Genomic DNA, 15582 nt, shown 5'->3' with positions numbered 1-15582 from the left:
GAAACAGATGTTGCACCGAGGTAAGGGCAGGTGCAGCCAGATTCAAGGCAGGCAGCCATATTTTTTTGATTTTCACAAAATACCTTGGCAATCTGGCTGAGTGACGAAGCTTGTTGTGGTGCTGGTTGTGAGAGTTTTCGTTTTGAGGTGGCGAGATGGCCGCTTATGCTTTGTTGCGTTGGCTTGCCGTACCCAGGTACTGATTGCGCCAACGGCGTCGCGCCTAAGCGGCCATCTCGCCATTGTGGAGGTTGATTCATGCGCCCGCTTTTCTGCGGGCACCGCTGTTTCCATACCTTCGGCGGCCATCCTCAAAACTGCGTTGACCTTATTTTTTTGCAGCCGGCTCGGCGCTGGCAGCACCATTGGCGCTGCCGCTCGCCTGGGCACGCGTTACCAGCAAGCGCAGGCTGCTGATCTTGGGCTGCAGGCGGGGCTGCTGCGCAGGCGCCAATTGGCTGGCTTGCTGCAAGGCTTTTTCGGCGAGGCGGATATAGATGTCGCCCAGGTTCTCGTACGCCGTGGCGTAGCTGGGGTTGGCGCGGATGGCATCTTGCAGGGCGCGGCTGGCTTTTTCCAGCTCGTTGTTCTGCGCGTACAGCACGGCCAGGTTGTTGTAGGGCTCGGGCAGCTCGGGGTACTCTTGCACCAGCTTTTCAAAAGTGGCGGTGGCCTGGGCGCGCTGGCCTTCGTTCATTTGCGCCACGCCTTGCAAAAAGCGCCATTGCGGATCACGCGGCGCGTCTTTGATCTTGGCTTCCAGTTGCTCCAGGGCCAGCGACGACTGGCCCGACTGGATCAGTTTTTCCACGGCCGTGTACGCGTCTGCATAGGCGGCGTTGCCAAACAGTGCCAAGGCCAGCACAGCAGCGCGGGGCAGCAGGAAAGAGGGGATGCAACTGACTAACTTCATAGGTTTCAAGCGCGGTTCACGCGCGTTTACGGCCTGCAGGCTTATACTGCAGCGCATTGTAGCTGAGGGGCTGGTGCCGCCGCTGCGAGGCCTGCAGACGGTTTTTCGGCAGCATCTTGGGCATCGGCTACCATACATGGTTCGGCAGCCATTGCTGAGCCCGGGCACGGTGAACACCGCGCTGCCGATCGCCGCCAGGCGGTCATTCCAACCATTATCTCGCTAGTTTTTCATGAGTCTGCGTATCTACAACACGCTATCGCGTGCGCTGGAGTCTTTTACCCCCATTGAGCCGGGACATGTCCGCATGTACGTCTGCGGCATGACGGTGTACGACCTGTGCCACCTGGGGCACGCGCGTTCGATGGTGGCGTTCGACATAGTGCAGCGCTGGTTGCGTGCCAGTGGTTACCAGATAACCTACGTGCGCAACGTGACGGACATTGAGGACAAGATCATCAAGCGCGCCGTGGAAAACGGCGAAACCATCCGCAGCCTCACTGACCGCATGATCGATGCGCTGCACCAGGATGCAGATGCGCTGGGCATCGAGCGCCCCACACATGAGCCACGCGCCACGGAATACGTGCCGCAGATGCTGTCCATCATCAGCCAGCTCGAAGGCAAAGGCTTGGCCTACCGCGCCGACAACGGCGATGTGAACTACTCGGTGCGCAAGTTCGCCGGCTACGGCAAGCTCTCGGGCAAATCGCTGGACGAGTTGCAGGCCGGCGAGCGCGTGGCAGTGCAAGACGGCAAGCAAGACCCGCTCGATTTTGTGCTGTGGAAAAGCGCAAAGCCCACCGAGCCAGAAGGCGCCAAGTGGCCTAGCGACTACGGCACGGGCCGCCCAGGCTGGCACATTGAATGCTCGGCCATGAGCTGCGCGCTGCTGGGCGAGACTTTCGACATTCACGGCGGTGGAGCTGATCTGCAGTTTCCGCACCACGAAAACGAAATCGCACAAAGCGAAGGCGCACACGGCAAGGCGCTGGCCAAGGTGTGGATGCACAACGGCTTCATCAACGTGGACAACGAAAAAATGTCCAAGTCGCTGGGCAACTTCTTCACCATCCGCGACGTGCTCAAGGAATACGACGCCGAAACCGTGCGTTTCTTTGTGGTGCGCAGCCACTACCGCAGCCCCTTGAACTACAGCAATGTGCACTTGGACGACGCCCGCAGCGCCTTGAAGCGCCTGTACACGGCCCTGAGCCTGGTACAAGCGGCCGATGTGCAGATTGACTGGGGCAACGCTTATGCAGCGCGCTTCCAGGCCGCGATGAATGAAGACTTTGGCACGCCTGATGCCGTAGCTGTGCTGTTTGAGCTGGCCGCCGAGGTCAACCGCAGCAAATCGGCCGAGCTGGCTGGTTTGCTCAAGGCGCTGGGCGGTGTGCTGGGCTTGTTGCAAGCCGATCCGGCCACTTTCTTGCAAGCCGGTGCCAGCGTGGATGCTGCCTATATTGAAGAGCAGATTGCGCTGCGTGCAGCCGCCAAGGCCGCCAAGAACTATGCCGAATCAGACCGCATCCGCGCAGCGCTGCTGGCGCAGGGCGTGGAGCTGAAAGATTCCGCCCAGGGCACCACCTGGACGGTGACGCAGTAAGGCAGGCCGCATTTTGACCAATCACCTGGGTCTGTGCCCCAACGGCGAGCGCTAGCGGCCATGGTTGCTATTGCCAACAAACCGCTGTCGGCGGACGACTGGGCCACGGCCTGCAAGCACCTGGCCCGTAAGGACCGGGTGCTGCGGCGCCTGATCCCCGAGTACGCCGGCCAATTGCTCAGCCGCGATGCCGATGGCTTTGCGCTGCTGGTGCGCAGCATCGTGTGGCAGCAACTCTCGCTGGCCTCGGCGCAGCAATTGTGGAAGCGCTACCAGGCTTTGCCTGGCGCTTGCACGGCCAAAGGCCTGCTGGCCACCAGCGACGAGGCGCTGGCCGCCATCCGCCTGCCGCAGCGCAAAATCAGCTACCTCAAAGATTTGGCGCACTGGTTTGCCCAGTCGCCCAAAGACGCGCTCAGCTGGGTCAGCGAAAGCGACGACGCTGTGGCCGAGCAGTTGCTGGCCTTGCGCGGCCTGGGGCGCTGGAACGTGGAGATGTTTCTCATCTTCCACCTCGGGCGGCCCAACGTGCTGCCCATTGACGATGCGGCTTTGCAAGCGGGCATCAGCGAACACTATTTTTCGGGCGACCCCGTCAGCCGCAGCGATGTGCGCGAGGTGGCACAGGCCTGGCAACCTTGGAGCAGCGTCGGCGCCTGGCTGATCTGGCGCTCACAAAATGCCATGCCGATGGCCCTGAATACGGATTGACCGACTTGGGCTGCATGCGGTTACACTGTCGGTCGTTTTGAGGCTGGCTGCCCGGCGGCCACCCCTCGAGGAGAATCATTTTGGCGAAAAGAACATTCCTGGATTTCGAGCAACCAATCGCGGAGCTGGAAACCAAAATTGATGAACTGCGTTACGTGCAAAGCGAAAGCGCAGTCGATATCTCTGAAGAAATTGACCAGCTGAGCAAAAAAAGCCAGCAACTCACCAAAGACATCTACAGCGAGCTGACGCCGTGGCAGATCACCAAGATCGCGCGCCACCCCGAGCGTCCGTACACGCTGGACTATGTGAACGAGATCTTCACCGATTTCATCGAAATGCACGGTGACCGCCACTTTGCCGACGACCAATCGATCGTGGGCGGCCTGGCGCGCTTCAACGGCAACCCTTGCATGGTGGTGGGCCACCAAAAGGGCCGCGACACCAAGGAGCGCACCTTGCGCAACTTTGGCATGAGCAAGCCCGAAGGCTACCGCAAGGCGCTGCGCCTGATGAAGACGGCCGAAAAGTTCAAGCTGCCCGTGTTCACCTTTGTCGACACGCCCGGCGCTTACCCCGGTATTGACGCCGAAGAGCGTGGCCAGTCCGAAGCCATTGGCCGCAACATCTACGAGATGGCGCAGCTGGAAGTGCCAATCATCTCCACCATCATCGGTGAAGGCGGCTCGGGCGGCGCGCTGGGCATTGCCGTGGCCGACCAGGTGCTGATGCTGCAATACTCGGTGTACTCCACCATCAGCCCCGAAGGCTGCGCCTCGATTCTGTGGAAAACCAGCGAAAAAGCGCAGGAAGCGGCCGATGCCATGGGCATTACCGCGCACCGCCTCAAGGCGCTGGGCCTGGTGGACAAAATCATCCACGAACCCGTGGGCGGCGCACACCGCGACCACAAGCAAATGGCCGCTTTGCTCAAGCGTGGCCTGAGCGATGCGTACCGCCAACTGGCCGACCTCAAGACCAAAGAACTGCTGGACCGCCGCTACGAGCGCCTGCAAAGTTATGGCCGCTTCTCGGACACCAAGGCCGAGAACTGATGCCGGTGCAAATGCACAAAACCAGCCAGGAAGCCTCCCGTTGTGGAGGCTTTTTGCTATGGGTTGGCCGCCATGGCTGAGCCGCAGATTCTGAGCGCGCTACAAGGTTGGCAGCCACTGCTGCCGCTGGCGGTGGCTTACAGCGGCGGCGCCGATTCCACCGCATTGCTTTGGGCTTGCACGCAGCGCTTTCCCGGCCTGGTGGCGGCCATTCACATCAACCACGGCTTGCAGGCTGCGGCAGCGCAGTTTCAGGCGCACTGCCAGCAGCAATGCGAGCGCTGGGGCGTGCCGCTGCATGTGGTGCAAGTGGCGGCCAAAAATGCGCCCGGCCAAAGCCCGGAAGACGCAGCACGTATTGCGCGTTACCAAGCCTTGGCGCAAATCACCCAGGCAGGCCAGGCGCTGGCAGGCACCAAAACCATCGCCATTGCGCAGCACGCGGACGACCAGGTAGAGACGGTGTTGCTAGCGCTATCGCGTGGCGCAGGTGTAGCTGGCCTGGCGGGCATGCGGCCTAACTGGGAGCAGGGCGGTGTGCGCTGGGAACGGCCGTATCTAGGTGTGCGCAGTGCGGTCATTCGTGACGAATTGCAGCGTTTAGGCATTGATTGGATCGACGATCCGACAAACGCCGATTCGGCCTTCACGCGCAATCGCATTCGCAACCAGGTGTTGCCAGCGCTCTTGCAGGCCTTTCCGCAGTTTCCGCAAACGCTGGCGCGCAGCAGCGCACATGCAGCGCAGGCGGCGGAGCTGCAAGATGATCTGGCGCAAATAGATCTGCAAACCGCGGGCAGCCCGCCTGCCATCAAAGCGCTGCAAGCCTTGTCTGGCGCACGTTTGGCCAATGTGCTGCGCTATTGGCTGCGCACCGCGCACGGCCAAACCCCGAGTGCGGCGCAGCTGGCACAGCTGGCCCAACAGTTGCGGCGCTGCACCACACGCGGCCACCAAATCCACATAAAAGTGGGGCAGGGGTATATAGAGCGCCGGGGGGGCTTGATCGATTGGTACAATCCGTCAGTTTTGGTCTGATTAATGTACGGGGCCGACGGCGTGCCAAAACACTTTGCATCAACGCCGAGTTTCGTGTTTCGTCATCGTGATATTCAATGGCACTGATCGTTCATAAGTACGGCGGCACATCGATGGGCTCCACCGAGCGCATCCGCAATGTCGCCAAACGCGTCGCCAAGTGGGCTCGGGCCGGCCACCAGATGGTGGTGGTGCCAAGCGCCATGAGTGGCGAAACCAACCGCCTGCTGGGCCTGGCCAGCGAACTGGCTCCGAGCCGGGCGGACAAATCCTATTACCGCGAGCTCGACATGCTGGCCGCCACGGGCGAGCAGGCATCGTCGGCCCTGTTGGCGATTGCGCTGCAGGCCGAAGGCGTGCCTTCGGTCAGCTACACCGGCTGGCAAGTGCCGGTGCGCACCGACGACAGCTACACCAAGGCGCGCATTGAATCGATCGACGACAAGCGCGTCAAGGGCGATCTGGACGCAGGCCGTGTGGTGATCGTGACGGGTTTCCAGGGTATCGACCCTAATGGCAACATCACGACGCTGGGCCGTGGCGGCTCTGATACGTCTGCCGTGGCCGTGGCCGCCGCGCTGAAGGCCGCCGAATGCCTGATCTACACCGATGTGGATGGCGTCTACACCACCGACCCGCGTGTGGTGCCTGCAGCACAACGCCTCAAGACCGTCAGCTTTGAAGAAATGCTGGAAATGGCGAGCCTGGGCTCGAAGGTCTTGCAAATCCGCTCGGTGGAATTTGCCGGCAAGTACAAAGTGCCCATGCGCGTGCTCTCGAGCTTCACGCCCTGGGATATTGCATTGGACGAAGAGGCCAAGTCCGGCACTCTGATCACTTTTGAGGAAGACGAAAAGATGGAAAAGGCCGTCGTATCCGGTATCGCTTTCAACCGCAGCGAAGCCAAAATCTCTGTGCGCGGTGTGCCCGATACCCCAGGTATCGCCTACCAGATCCTGGGCCCGGTGGCCGAGGCCAACATCGATGTGGACGTGATCCTGCAAAACATCGGCAAAGACGGCAAGACCGACTTCAGCTTCACCGTGAACCAGGGCGACTACAACCGCACGCTCGAGCTGCTGCGCGACACCGTGCTGCCCAAGCTGGGCGCTGACGAAGTCATTGGCAACCCCAACATCTGCAAGGTGAGCATTGTCGGTATCGGCATGCGCAGCCACGTGGGCGTGGCCTCGACCATGTTCCGCGCACTGAGCGAAGAAGGCATCAACATCCAGATGATCTCCACCTCGGAAATCAAGACCTCCGTCGTCATCGACGAGAAGTACCTGGAGCTGGCCGTGCGCGCCCTGCACACCGCTTTCGGCTTAGATTCTTCGGAAGTTTCTAAATCGGCCTGAAATTAGGGTTACAATAACGTTCATCGCAGGAAACGTGACCGAGTGGCCGAAGGTGCTCCCCTGCTAAGGGAGTATGGGGTGTAGAGCCTCATCGAGGGTTCGAATCCCTCCGTTTCCGCCAAGAACCAAACCCCAAGTGATCCGTCACTTGGGGTTTTTGGTTTTCTGGGCTATTGCCACCAAATACCCCGCTAATGCGGGCTTTTTTTCGCCCATTGCACCCAAAAATTCCTGCAATCCAAATCTTATTGGCTACTTTCGCCTAAAACTGGACAGATAAGCCATAATTTTGATGGCCTACAGGATGGCCTACAGATTTTTGGAGGGCGGAATGCCGAAGCTCGCAAGGGAATTGGGTGCGCTGGAAGTGTCTCGGCTCAAAGACGATGGAGAGCATGCCGTGGGGGTAGTGCCTGGGCTGCTGTTGAGAGTCGAAGGGGCCAGCCGGGCCTGGGTGTTGCGGTATGCCATCAATGGCAAACGCCGCCGCATGGGCCTGGGCGCGTACCCCATGGTGACATTGGCGGCCGCCAGAGATTTGGCGCGAGAAGCCCAGCAAAAAATTGGCGTGGGCATTGACCCGATTGAAGAGCGCGGGGACAAGCGAGCCAAGCGGCAGCTTGAGGCGGCCAAGAAGCTGCTGTTCAGGGATGCGGCGCGCGCCTGCATCCGGTCGAAGTCTTCGGAGTGGTCCAACCCAAAGCATGCTGCGCAGTGGGCCGCAACCCTGGAGACATACGCATTTCCAAAAATTGGCGATATGGATGTGACTTCGATCGACACCCAGCACATCCTGGCGATTTTGGAGCCTATCTGGCGGACCAAGACAGAAACGGCGACTCGCGTTCGGGGCCGGGTTGAAACGGTGCTGGATTGGGCGGCTGTTTACTGTGGGCACAAGCTGCCGAACCCAGCCAGGTGGGCTGGCCACTTGGACCAGATCCTGCCCAAGCCCAACAAAATTGCCAAGGTGCGCCACCATGAGGCAGTGCCTTATAAAGATGTTGCAGGGGTTTTCAAGCAGATTACCGGGGTTGATGGACAGGGCGCCCGCGCGCTACTGTTTCAAGTGCTGACTGCAGTGCGCTCGGGCGAGGCGCGAGAGGCTGTGTGGAGTGAATTTGATCTGGATGCGTGTGTGTGGACGATTCCAGCTGGCCGAATGAAGGCCCGGCGTGAGCACCGCGTGCCGCTGTCAAAACAGGCGGTCGCGTTGCTTGCGGGGCAGGCCAGGGTAGAGGGGTGCGATTTGGTGTTTCCTGGCACGAAGGGCCAGACGCTATCGGATATGACGCTTACGGCGGTCATGCGCCGAATGGGGTTAACGGCTGTGCCCCACGGTTTTCGCTCGACGTTCCGAGACTGGGCTGCTGAATGCACGAGCTATGAAAAAGATGTAGTCGAGATGTCGCTGGCCCACACCATTGAGTCCAAGGTGGAGGCCGCTTACCGGCGTGGCGACATGCTGGAAAAGCGTGCACCTTTGATGCAGGCCTGGGCCGACTACTGCGATGGCCATCAGTAAATGCCGGTGGCCGTGGGGCGGGCGGCGAGCCAGGCCTTGATTGCCTCAACGGGCCAGCCTACCTTGCGGCCGCCTAGCACCACGGGCGACGGGAATTCCTTTTTCTTGCGCATGTTGTCGATGGTGGCTTTGCTCAAGCCCACCACGGCCGGGAGCTGGGCTTTGGTGTACACGAGGGGCGCTACTTGGGTGGCGGGTGCAGTGGTCTTGGTCATCGTGTTTTTCCTTTGATCTGTAGGTTTGGCCCGCGCTGGGTGAGGGCAGGCGGCAGGCCCGCGTTTTGGTAGGCGGTCCAAAGAGCGAGCCCTTCGGGGCAGCGCTCCTGGCGCATGGCGCCGGCTGCAATGCAGTCTGCGCATTTGGAGTGGTGGGCGAGATAGGCCTTGTCGGCCCGCTCCCATTTGTTGGTGTCAGGCGGCATGGCTTCTCCCAAAAAAACAAACCCCGCTCAGTGGCGGGGTTCGGGGTTGCGTTTCTCGTTGTCGCGCTCTCGTCGGGCGCGGCGGATGTCTCGTTTGCGTGTCATGGTTTCCTCATTCCCGATCGGGAAATTTCCGGCTGTAGCGGGGTGTTTTGGGTGGTTTATTTCCCGTTCTGGAAATTTACGTTCTGATAGGCCAGCTCGCGTAGGCGCGGGTCAGCTTTGGTCATCACATCAAGCAGCAGGCGCTTTTCCTCTAGGTAAGTGACGGCAAACTTAGGATCGTGTCGGACGATGCTGCTAGTGTTGCTGATGAGGTCGGCGCACTTGATTGTCTGAATCCAGCCAGAGCACCCGGCGAGCCGTTCGCGCGCCTTGGCCTTTCGCTCTGCGCGGTTGGCTCCTGTCTCGTTGTCGGTCAGGCCGGAAACCCCAAGGGCAACGGCAAAGCCGAATCGCCTTTCGATTTCCGTCAGCTCAACGCCGCAGTCCTCAACCGTGTCGTGAAGCCACGCGACTGCAATCATGACGCCTGCTTGCCCGTTGATTGATTTCCAGACTGTCGCCACAGTCCCCGCAACTTCTGCCAAGTGGTCGGTATACGGGTTGCCTGTGTACTTGCGAACTTGGTCTTTGTGCGCCTCACGGGCAAACTGCATCGCAGCGAATGCAATGTTCATAGCTCACTCCCCCTGTGGCAGCGGGGCTGCGGGTAGTGGTTGCCAATGGGTTGGGTTGGTGCGCCAGACGTTCGGCACATCATCAGCTTCTACGGATGTTTCAAACCATCCTGGCTCCACGCCATCGGGGTCTTCCCACAACTCGTCAATTTCCTCTTTAGAAAACCACTCGCCACGCATTGTTCGCCAGTGCCCATGGGAGTTCGCATACCCAAGCAAGATAGTCTTGTCCTTCGGCGCTGTCTCAATAGGCTGCCAGGCGTCCGCCTCTTTGTGGGCCATGGCGGCTTGCTGGTCATACCGTCCCCTCATGTACCCGATGTATGTTGCTTCCATGTGTGTGTAGACATACTGATCGCCGGAACGCTCTAACATTCCTTCCTTGTAGTTTTCTGCTGATCGCATCCACTTCTCAAATGCCTCACGGCTTGGGTCAGTCATTGGGGTTCCTTTCGGGCAACAAAAAACCCGCACTAGGCGGGTTGCTGGTTGGGGGGCGACTTGGGCGCACTAGGCAGGGTTCGGCGCAGCTCTAGCAGCTTGCGCGCGAACTGCCGATAGCCCCAGGACTTCAAAAATCCGTTCGCGCCATCGGGCATCGAGTTGAAAATCTCGTCTATCTGGTCGTCGGTCACCACTGGGTTGCTAGTGCTCATGCGGGTTTCCTTGTTGTTTGATGACACTTGGTCACCAGTGCTGCGATTGCGGATGGCTTGAAGGCACTTGTTAGCCATCCATCTGCCCGGGCTGTCTTCGGAATAAGTCTGCGCTATACCCTCAACAGCCATTTCGCACGCCTCCCGCTCCCCCTCTACAGCTTTCTGGGCGACGGCTTGGGCAATCTCATCAACGAAAGCAAAGAGCCCTTCGTGCAAGAACTCTTTGTGCTGCCCGCTGGTGCATATTGCGTACTTTGTGGCCACGGCAATGATGGTGTCTCGATCAATCATGGGTGGCTCCTATTCCGTGTGCATTTACACTCTTTTTTAGTGTGAGCACCAGCGTTCCAGTCTTGAATGCCTGTACGCGATCAAGCCGCATTTGTGATGGCAGCATCATTCTCAGTGATTCATTCCACCACTCGACACGCCACGCCTTACCGTTTTTCGGCTCTCGCAAATCGTCTGCGCTCAGCGGCTTCCGCCCAGGTTGGTGCGTTTTAATTCCCTCGAATTCGACGGAATTAGATTGCTCAGGCGGGGGAGGGGCGGCTGAGAGCATGGACTTAAATACGGCTTTGTAGTCATCTGGTGCATCTTCTTCAAGGCCGGACAAAGGTGTGTCGCGTCCAGCTTGTAGCATTTCCTCAGTCGGCTCTACTGGCACCAGCTTCCAGCCATCGGGCACAGCCTGCGCCTGGGAGAGTTGGGCCAACCGCTCGGCCAGCACTGCTTCACCGGGTAATGGTGGTGCTGCAAGAAATTCGCCTGCCGCATCGCAATGTTTGAACGGGTCTTTGCGCATGGCCTTCAAATGCCCCAGTGCCTGCATGCGGTGGCCGTCGAATTGCAGGGCAAGGTCACGCCATTGGTTTGCATGCTCAAGCTCAGCCTCTAGGGAGGCGATGCGGTCGAGTAGGGCCTTCACTCGCTCCACGGAATAACCTCGGATGCGTATTCCAGTATGGCCCGCTGTGTCTATGTCTAGCTCTGGCATGGGGTCGATCATTGCGTTGTCTGGTGTGGTCATGCTGGCTCCTTAATCGAATTTCTTGTGTGTACCGCATACCGTGCAGCGGCAGTAGTAGCGAGTCCATGTTTCATATTTACTGTCACAACGCTTTTGATCAATGGTTTCCCATTTGTGCAAGTGCCAGTCACCAGTCAGCAGGAATCGAAGTAGCCGGATCATGCTGGCTCCTTGGGGGTGGCGATCAAGCAGTCGGGCACATCAACCTCGGAGCCCAGCTTGCTTGCCACATAGCAGCGCATGGCGGCGACAAGCGGCTCGGTTTCGTGCCACGCGACGTTGCGCTTGCCATCGACGCCTGCGTGCCATGTGCTTGCCGTCCAAACACCGGATGCGCCCCAGCCTGCATTTGGGCCGCCAATGCGATGCACTCGCGCCGTCGGCGGGCTGATGCCGATCCTGTTTTTAACGGCGATGCCAAAGCCCGTGGCGTAGTCGCTGGATGGTTCAAACGGGTAGCACAGCTCGCAGTTTTCCGGCGTGCGCCACCGCGTGTAGCCGTATTCGTCAGCAGCGCCTGCGATTGTGTAGCCCAGCGCTACTGCTACAGCGTAGTCGAGCGCTGCCCCGTTCAGCTTGCTTGTTTGTACCGTTGCCATATATCAATCCTCTCCCTTGGCCTGTGCGGCCTAGAAAAATTGTCCATACATCTTGCGGATCGCTTTGCGACGACCGGCTTGCGCTTTGACTTTCTTGGAGCGCTTTACGGGCTGTCGAGCCTCTGCCGCTGCACGTTGCCACCCTCTGTAAAGAGCATGTTGGCGGCCGCGGTGTCCGTCATCGGGCGGGCAAGGCAAGCCGTCTTTAAACATCTTTCGGCCTTTTGCGTCGTTACTGAACACCTCCCGTGAGAGTCGTTTAGACAACGCGACGGCACCTATGCTGCGGCTCATTGGGACTCCTTCTGTTGGGGTGGGGTGCGCTTGGCTTCAATGGCTGCGGCTGCTTCCTTATGCCACTCCAGTGCCTTGCCTTCGCTGCCTGCAAACAAGTGAACAGCGAAGCCGGGGAGCAAGGCCCCCATAGCCAGCAGGACCAGAAAGGCCCACCCGATAAATTCAGCGAACTGGCGCATCACCCCTCCTTCGCCACTGGTGGCGCGATCAGTTCAGCTAGCAAGTAAATGGCTCGCGCTTTCACCCCGATTGGGGTGGGGCGCTCGGTCTTGCCGCACGCCAGCTTGGCATCCATCAGCGCCTTCCATTCAGCCTTACCGTTTGGCACGACCGAGTGCGGGCCGCCGTCGTACAGCTTTCCAAGCTCGCCGGATGACTTGCGGTAGTACGGCGTGCTACGGGCGATTGCTGCGGCCATGTCCTTTTTGACAGCAATGCAACTGCCGTATTGGCAAATGCTGCGAGCCTCGGCTTCGTCGTAGAGCCCTGCCTTATCAATGCAGATGGTGTAGCCCAAGCTCTCTGGCTTCCACCAGGTGATGTGCTCGCACCATTTCGTGGTGTGCCCGATGTGGGCGATCAGGTACTGGCTCATTGGTTGTCATCCTTGGTAGTCGCCACGGGCGTAGCGGATTGGGCGGCGTCGATTGCTGCGCGCAAATACGGCCCTGTCGTTGCATGCGCTCCGCCAATTCGGAAATTCCAGCCGGTTTTGCCGGGGAGAATTTCAACTGTTGCGCCTGCGCTCTGGAGATAGTCAAGTCGCTTGGTATCGGCCTGTTCCCCCTCTGTGGCTACAGGAGATGCAAACACCGGGCGAACTGTCCAGCCCAGCTCTCGCATGCACTCTTTGTCAGTGCCTCTGAAGCCTCCGAATTGAGCGATGGCCAGGACGTTGGCAATGACAGAAGATTCCGAGTGGCCTGCGTAGCTGGGCAGCGCCATGCCATCGTTTCCAAAAACTGTGTAGAACACAGGCTTCTGTTGCTCGGCAACGGCTACAGGGGAAGCGTAAAGCTTGGTGCCTACAGGGAGATTTCGATAGAGCAACCCGGTAGTGTTCCCGCGGACATCTATCGGTTCCACGATGCCCACCGGCTCTTGCTCCCCCGCCCGCATGGCGCTATTCGCCTTCGGCCCTGCAAAAACAATTGCCCATGCCTTGTCGTATGCCGCTTGAACCTCGTCAGGCATTCGCCCGTGGTGGCGCTCGCGCAAGACATTCGTTAGATCGGACAGGGCTGCAAACACTTCGTTATCCGACCCCGCCCGCATGGCGTGGGTGGCGTCTGCGTAGGCGCGCATTTGATAGTCAGAGTAAACGTTCACTTCTTCTTTGTCGATTTCGTCGTAGAAGCAATCAAGCGCCTTTGGCAGCGCTGGGTACTCCCCCACAGGGGCTGGCTGGGATAAACCTACCTGGCCATTCTCTAAACCGACCTGGTCGGCTGGCTGGGTGGCGGCGACGAGAGCTAGGACTCGGCGCGCAAAAAGGTGCTGCTTAGTGCGCTGATTGGAAACATGGAAGATCGCGTCTGCCGGTTCATCCAGGATCGCATCTATCTGGGCATCGGTCACAGACACGGCTGGCTGGGTGGTGGCGAGGGCTGCTCGGGTTTCATCAATCAACGCTTGAAACTTGGCCCATGTCGCATCAGACTTGTTCTGCTGACTGATGAATTCACTATCGGCTTGTTGCCAATAGGTTTGACCGAGTTGCCATGCTTTGCGCAGCGCCAGACTAACGAGGTCGAGCACGTCGCCATTGATCACATGACTCGCTGGCTCCACCTGGGGCTGGGGTGCAGCCCGCGATGCCGACCAAGCCCGCGCCCAGATCGCTTTCATCTCGTTGCCCGCAGGATCATTCCAGTCGCGTTCATATTCGGACTCAAATGCCGCTTGCATATCTGCCTGGGGGTGGTGCGCTGCGACCGGGTGTGCATCAAGCCACTTTTGAATGCAGCCACGCAGAAACGACTTCATGTTGTTGAATACACGCCCGTCATACTGTGCGCCCATGCGCGTCAGCCAGGCATCCATTTCCCAGCCAAGATCATTGAGGCAGTCGTCGTATTCAACTTGAGCTGTCGCCCCCTCGGCAGTCTTGAGGGGGGAGCGGAGCGATTGCACGCCACCGGCTCCGACTGCTTCTAGCTCGGCTTCCAGCTTGTCGATGCGATCCGCTTGAGCTGCAATCAGATCGTCTTTGCTTGCATACTGGCTCATGGTGAACTGGGTAGGGGTGGTGTTGTCAGCCATGGGGGCTCCAGAAAAAGAAAATGCCCCGAAGGGCTTGGTTAGAGGTGTTGGGCCAGATCGAAAACTGAAACCGGAATTCGCCGGATTGACGCCTGCTCTTTGGATTTCTTCGCGGCTTCACGCTTCATGAGCATTCGTAAGCGCCGCGTTTCTCGCTGTCTGTCCAGATCGGGAGGTGGGCACTTGGCATCCTCGCCTTGGCCCGCTTTGTAAATGGGCTGTCTTGCACCGCCGCTGGGGCCGGGCTTCTTCCAGCCCGCTACGTGAATCAGCTTCTTCTTGTGCAGCATCCACAGGTAATAGCGTGCAGTTGAGAGTTGCAAGCCCATCGCTTTAGCAATCTGCGCTGTACTAAATCTCCGCGATCCGATATCGTTAATGTGGGCGCGGAGCTTTGAGAGAATGGAATCAGGATTGGGCTTGAAGGTTGTTCTTGTCCGCATCCTCTCTTGCCCTCCGGCTGTACGCTGCGGCCTGTGCATTGCCGCTTGCGTTGTAAATCTTCAAGAATTGGTGCGCCACAGGTAACGGCGCTTTGTGCTGGCAATCAGCTGGACAGCGCTTGTCGTTGACCCCTGCAAGCTGGTCAAGCGAGTGGCGGCAGTAGCCGTAGGAGATGGCCCAGGTAGCACCAGGCGCTTGCTTAGCGTCCTTGCACGGGTAGGGCGCATCCCCGTTGCTATGCTTAGCGCTGGGCGCTTGGTTGATGGTGTTGTCTGCTGGCACTACGCGGCCTTCTTCAACTGCTGCTCTTTGGCAAGCAACCACACCCGGCCTCGGCCATCGGTGTGATAGCGTGACTGCACCCGAACTTCAAGCTCATCATCACGCTTGCGAGATTGAATCCACTGGCGCAAAGCATTGCTAAGCGGTCCGGCTTCTTGGGGTTCGCATCTGATGCACTGACCAACTCGCAAGCGACGAAACAGGGCGTCATACTTTCCTTCTGGCGGTGCCCGCTTCCCAGTGAATGGGTCGTTTCCAATCTCAAGCAGATCGGGGTCAATTTGTCTCATGGAGTGCTTCGGTTTGCGTGCGAGCTGGGCGAATGGGTTGGCTTGTTTGGTCATATCAAAAGAAAACCGCCTCTAGGGCGGTCTTGGGTTAGATCACTGAATACAGACGGAGGCTGCGGCGCATGGGGTCGATGAATGGGATGTCGTCGACCATATCTTCAAAGCCTCCGCCGCCTTGGCGGGGTGCCGGAGCTGGGCGTGGCGCTGGTGCCGGGGCCGGTCGGGGAGCTGGTGCAGCTGCTTCCTGGCGATTGCCATCGCGGGCGAAGTCGTCAAAGTCGGCCACGCCCTCCAGTGCGAAACCCTCGCTGCCGTCGCTCTTTTGGAAGGTAGCAATGTGCAGATCGCGGACGATCAACGAGACTTGCTTGCCCTTTGTCAGATGTGGCGCGAGCGATTCCGCCTGCTT

The 15582-nt window shown here is 59.2% G+C and carries 19 protein-coding genes, 1 tRNA gene and 1 pseudogene; 7 read left to right on the top strand and 14 right to left on the bottom strand.

Annotated features, from left to right (window positions below; all coding sequences use genetic code 11):
• Positions 1 to 328: 328 nt before the first annotated feature.
• On the bottom strand, positions 329 to 913 hold the full coding sequence (locus ACFIQF_RS14385) for a tetratricopeptide repeat protein (RefSeq protein ID WP_393943869.1): 585 nt from the start codon (positions 911 to 913) through the stop codon (positions 329 to 331).
• Between the two features lie 232 nt (positions 914 to 1145).
• Here ACFIQF_RS14385 and cysS point away from each other — a divergent pair, with 232 nt between their 5' ends.
• The 7 genes from cysS to ACFIQF_RS14350 all read left to right on the top strand — a co-directional run bounded on the left by cysS (position 1146) and on the right by ACFIQF_RS14350 (position 8209).
• On the top strand, positions 1146 to 2522 hold the full coding sequence (cysS, locus tag ACFIQF_RS14380) for a cysteine--tRNA ligase (RefSeq protein WP_393943868.1): 1377 nt from the start codon (positions 1146 to 1148) through the stop codon (positions 2520 to 2522).
• Positions 2523 to 2582: 60 nt separating this feature from the next.
• Entirely contained in the window at positions 2583 to 3233 is a 651-nt protein-coding gene (locus tag ACFIQF_RS14375) for a DNA-3-methyladenine glycosylase family protein (protein ID WP_393943866.1), read from the top strand.
• A gap of 80 nt (positions 3234 to 3313) precedes the next feature.
• Entirely contained in the window at positions 3314 to 4288 is a 975-nt protein-coding gene (locus ACFIQF_RS14370; protein WP_393943864.1) for an acetyl-CoA carboxylase carboxyltransferase subunit alpha, read from the top strand.
• A 72-nt stretch (positions 4289 to 4360) separates the two neighbouring features.
• Positions 4361 to 5326 (top strand): tRNA lysidine(34) synthetase TilS, encoded by a 966-nt coding sequence (gene tilS / locus ACFIQF_RS14365; RefSeq protein WP_393943862.1) that lies wholly within the window; start codon positions 4361 to 4363, stop codon positions 5324 to 5326.
• A gap of 77 nt (positions 5327 to 5403) precedes the next feature.
• Positions 5404 to 6684 carry an aspartate kinase gene (locus tag ACFIQF_RS14360; RefSeq protein WP_393943860.1) on the top strand — a complete coding sequence of 427 codons (1281 nt, stop codon included), beginning with the start codon at positions 5404 to 5406 and terminating at the stop codon, positions 6682 to 6684.
• 28 nt (positions 6685 to 6712) lie between these two features.
• A tRNA-Ser gene (locus tag ACFIQF_RS14355) sits at positions 6713 to 6805 on the top strand.
• A gap of 210 nt (positions 6806 to 7015) precedes the next feature.
• Positions 7016 to 8209 (top strand): tyrosine-type recombinase/integrase, encoded by a 1194-nt coding sequence (locus ACFIQF_RS14350; protein WP_393943858.1) that lies wholly within the window; start codon positions 7016 to 7018, stop codon positions 8207 to 8209.
• Here ACFIQF_RS14350 and ACFIQF_RS14345 read toward each other — a convergent pair.
• From ACFIQF_RS14345 to ACFIQF_RS14285, 13 genes and pseudogenes are all read right to left on the bottom strand, one after another.
• Entirely contained in the window at positions 8203 to 8424 is a 222-nt protein-coding gene (locus tag ACFIQF_RS14345) for a helix-turn-helix transcriptional regulator (protein WP_393943856.1), read from the bottom strand. The two genes, ACFIQF_RS14350 and ACFIQF_RS14345, sit on opposite strands and share 7 nt — an antisense overlap.
• Positions 8421 to 8630, bottom strand: coding sequence for a hypothetical protein (locus tag ACFIQF_RS14340; RefSeq protein WP_393943855.1), 210 nt, complete (start codon positions 8628 to 8630; stop codon positions 8421 to 8423). Before ACFIQF_RS14340 ends, ACFIQF_RS14345 begins: the two co-directional genes overlap by 4 nt.
• A gap of 161 nt (positions 8631 to 8791) precedes the next feature.
• Positions 8792 to 9310 carry an HD domain-containing protein gene (locus ACFIQF_RS14335; protein ID WP_393943853.1) on the bottom strand — a complete coding sequence of 173 codons (519 nt, stop codon included), beginning with the start codon at positions 9308 to 9310 and terminating at the stop codon, positions 8792 to 8794.
• 3 nt (positions 9311 to 9313) lie between these two features.
• Positions 9314 to 9751: a hypothetical protein gene (locus ACFIQF_RS14330; RefSeq protein ID WP_393943852.1), complete on the bottom strand. Its 438-nt coding sequence runs from the start codon at positions 9749 to 9751 to the stop codon at positions 9314 to 9316.
• Between the two features lie 32 nt (positions 9752 to 9783).
• On the bottom strand, positions 9784 to 10260 hold the full coding sequence (locus ACFIQF_RS14325) for a hypothetical protein (protein ID WP_393943850.1): 477 nt from the start codon (positions 10258 to 10260) through the stop codon (positions 9784 to 9786).
• On the bottom strand, positions 10253 to 10999 hold the full coding sequence (locus tag ACFIQF_RS14320) for a hypothetical protein (protein WP_393943848.1): 747 nt from the start codon (positions 10997 to 10999) through the stop codon (positions 10253 to 10255). The genes ACFIQF_RS14325 and ACFIQF_RS14320 overlap by 8 nt, the downstream gene beginning before the upstream one ends.
• Positions 11000 to 11157: 158 nt before the next feature.
• Positions 11158 to 11598 carry a phage protein NinX family protein gene (locus ACFIQF_RS14315; RefSeq protein WP_393943847.1) on the bottom strand — a complete coding sequence of 147 codons (441 nt, stop codon included), beginning with the start codon at positions 11596 to 11598 and terminating at the stop codon, positions 11158 to 11160.
• Positions 11599 to 11888: 290 nt separating this feature from the next.
• Entirely contained in the window at positions 11889 to 12074 is a 186-nt protein-coding gene (locus tag ACFIQF_RS14310; RefSeq protein ID WP_393943845.1) for a hypothetical protein, read from the bottom strand.
• A complete protein-coding gene (locus ACFIQF_RS14305; protein WP_393943844.1) occupies positions 12074 to 12490 on the bottom strand; it encodes a hypothetical protein in 417 nt (138 codons plus the stop codon). Before ACFIQF_RS14305 ends, ACFIQF_RS14310 begins: the two co-directional genes overlap by 1 nt.
• Complete coding sequence (locus ACFIQF_RS14300; RefSeq protein ID WP_393943843.1) at positions 12487 to 14157, bottom strand: hypothetical protein; 1671 nt, start codon at positions 14155 to 14157, stop codon at positions 12487 to 12489. Before ACFIQF_RS14300 ends, ACFIQF_RS14305 begins: the two co-directional genes overlap by 4 nt.
• 38 nt (positions 14158 to 14195) lie before the next feature.
• Entirely contained in the window at positions 14196 to 14600 is a 405-nt protein-coding gene (locus tag ACFIQF_RS14295) for a FaeA/PapI family transcriptional regulator (RefSeq protein ID WP_393943841.1), read from the bottom strand.
• Positions 14601 to 14882: 282 nt separating this feature from the next.
• Entirely contained in the window at positions 14883 to 15227 is a 345-nt protein-coding gene (locus ACFIQF_RS14290) for a hypothetical protein (protein ID WP_393943840.1), read from the bottom strand.
• Positions 15228 to 15261: 34 nt separating this feature from the next.
• Positions 15262 to 15582 (bottom strand): annotated as a pseudogene (locus ACFIQF_RS14285) (hypothetical protein); the annotation flags it as partial.

Source organism: Comamonas trifloxystrobinivorans (assembly GCF_043359985.1).
GTDB classification, from domain to species: Bacteria; Pseudomonadota; Gammaproteobacteria; order Burkholderiales; family Burkholderiaceae_C; genus Comamonas; species Comamonas trifloxystrobinivorans.
This window is presented reverse-complemented; position numbering and strand designations above follow the sequence as displayed.

Excerpts from the sequence above, each read along its gene's own strand:
- ACFIQF_RS14385 (WP_393943869.1), bottom strand. The coding sequence starts at position 913 with ATGAAGTTAGTCAGTTGCATCCCCTCTTTCCTGCTGCCCCGCGCTGCT.
- cysS (WP_393943868.1), top strand. The coding sequence starts at position 1,146 with ATGAGTCTGCGTATCTACAACACGCTATCGCGTGCGCTGGAGTCTTTT.
- ACFIQF_RS14375 (WP_393943866.1), top strand. The coding sequence starts at position 2,583 with ATGGTTGCTATTGCCAACAAACCGCTGTCGGCGGACGACTGGGCCACG.
- tilS (WP_393943862.1), top strand. The coding sequence starts at position 4,361 with ATGGCTGAGCCGCAGATTCTGAGCGCGCTACAAGGTTGGCAGCCACTG.
- ACFIQF_RS14360 (WP_393943860.1), top strand. The coding sequence starts at position 5,404 with ATGGCACTGATCGTTCATAAGTACGGCGGCACATCGATGGGCTCCACC.
- ACFIQF_RS14350 (WP_393943858.1), top strand. The coding sequence starts at position 7,016 with ATGCCGAAGCTCGCAAGGGAATTGGGTGCGCTGGAAGTGTCTCGGCTC.
- ACFIQF_RS14345 (WP_393943856.1), bottom strand. The coding sequence starts at position 8,424 with ATGACCAAGACCACTGCACCCGCCACCCAAGTAGCGCCCCTCGTGTAC.
- ACFIQF_RS14340 (WP_393943855.1), bottom strand. The coding sequence starts at position 8,630 with ATGCCGCCTGACACCAACAAATGGGAGCGGGCCGACAAGGCCTATCTC.
- ACFIQF_RS14335 (WP_393943853.1), bottom strand. The coding sequence starts at position 9,310 with ATGAACATTGCATTCGCTGCGATGCAGTTTGCCCGTGAGGCGCACAAA.
- ACFIQF_RS14330 (WP_393943852.1), bottom strand. The coding sequence starts at position 9,751 with ATGACTGACCCAAGCCGTGAGGCATTTGAGAAGTGGATGCGATCAGCA.
- ACFIQF_RS14325 (WP_393943850.1), bottom strand. The coding sequence starts at position 10,260 with ATGATTGATCGAGACACCATCATTGCCGTGGCCACAAAGTACGCAATA.
- ACFIQF_RS14320 (WP_393943848.1), bottom strand. The coding sequence starts at position 10,999 with ATGACCACACCAGACAACGCAATGATCGACCCCATGCCAGAGCTAGAC.
- ACFIQF_RS14315 (WP_393943847.1), bottom strand. The coding sequence starts at position 11,598 with ATGGCAACGGTACAAACAAGCAAGCTGAACGGGGCAGCGCTCGACTAC.
- ACFIQF_RS14310 (WP_393943845.1), bottom strand. The coding sequence starts at position 12,074 with ATGCGCCAGTTCGCTGAATTTATCGGGTGGGCCTTTCTGGTCCTGCTG.
- ACFIQF_RS14305 (WP_393943844.1), bottom strand. The coding sequence starts at position 12,490 with ATGAGCCAGTACCTGATCGCCCACATCGGGCACACCACGAAATGGTGC.
- ACFIQF_RS14300 (WP_393943843.1), bottom strand. The coding sequence starts at position 14,157 with ATGGCTGACAACACCACCCCTACCCAGTTCACCATGAGCCAGTATGCA.
- ACFIQF_RS14295 (WP_393943841.1), bottom strand. The coding sequence starts at position 14,600 with ATGCGGACAAGAACAACCTTCAAGCCCAATCCTGATTCCATTCTCTCA.
- ACFIQF_RS14290 (WP_393943840.1), bottom strand. The coding sequence starts at position 15,227 with ATGACCAAACAAGCCAACCCATTCGCCCAGCTCGCACGCAAACCGAAG.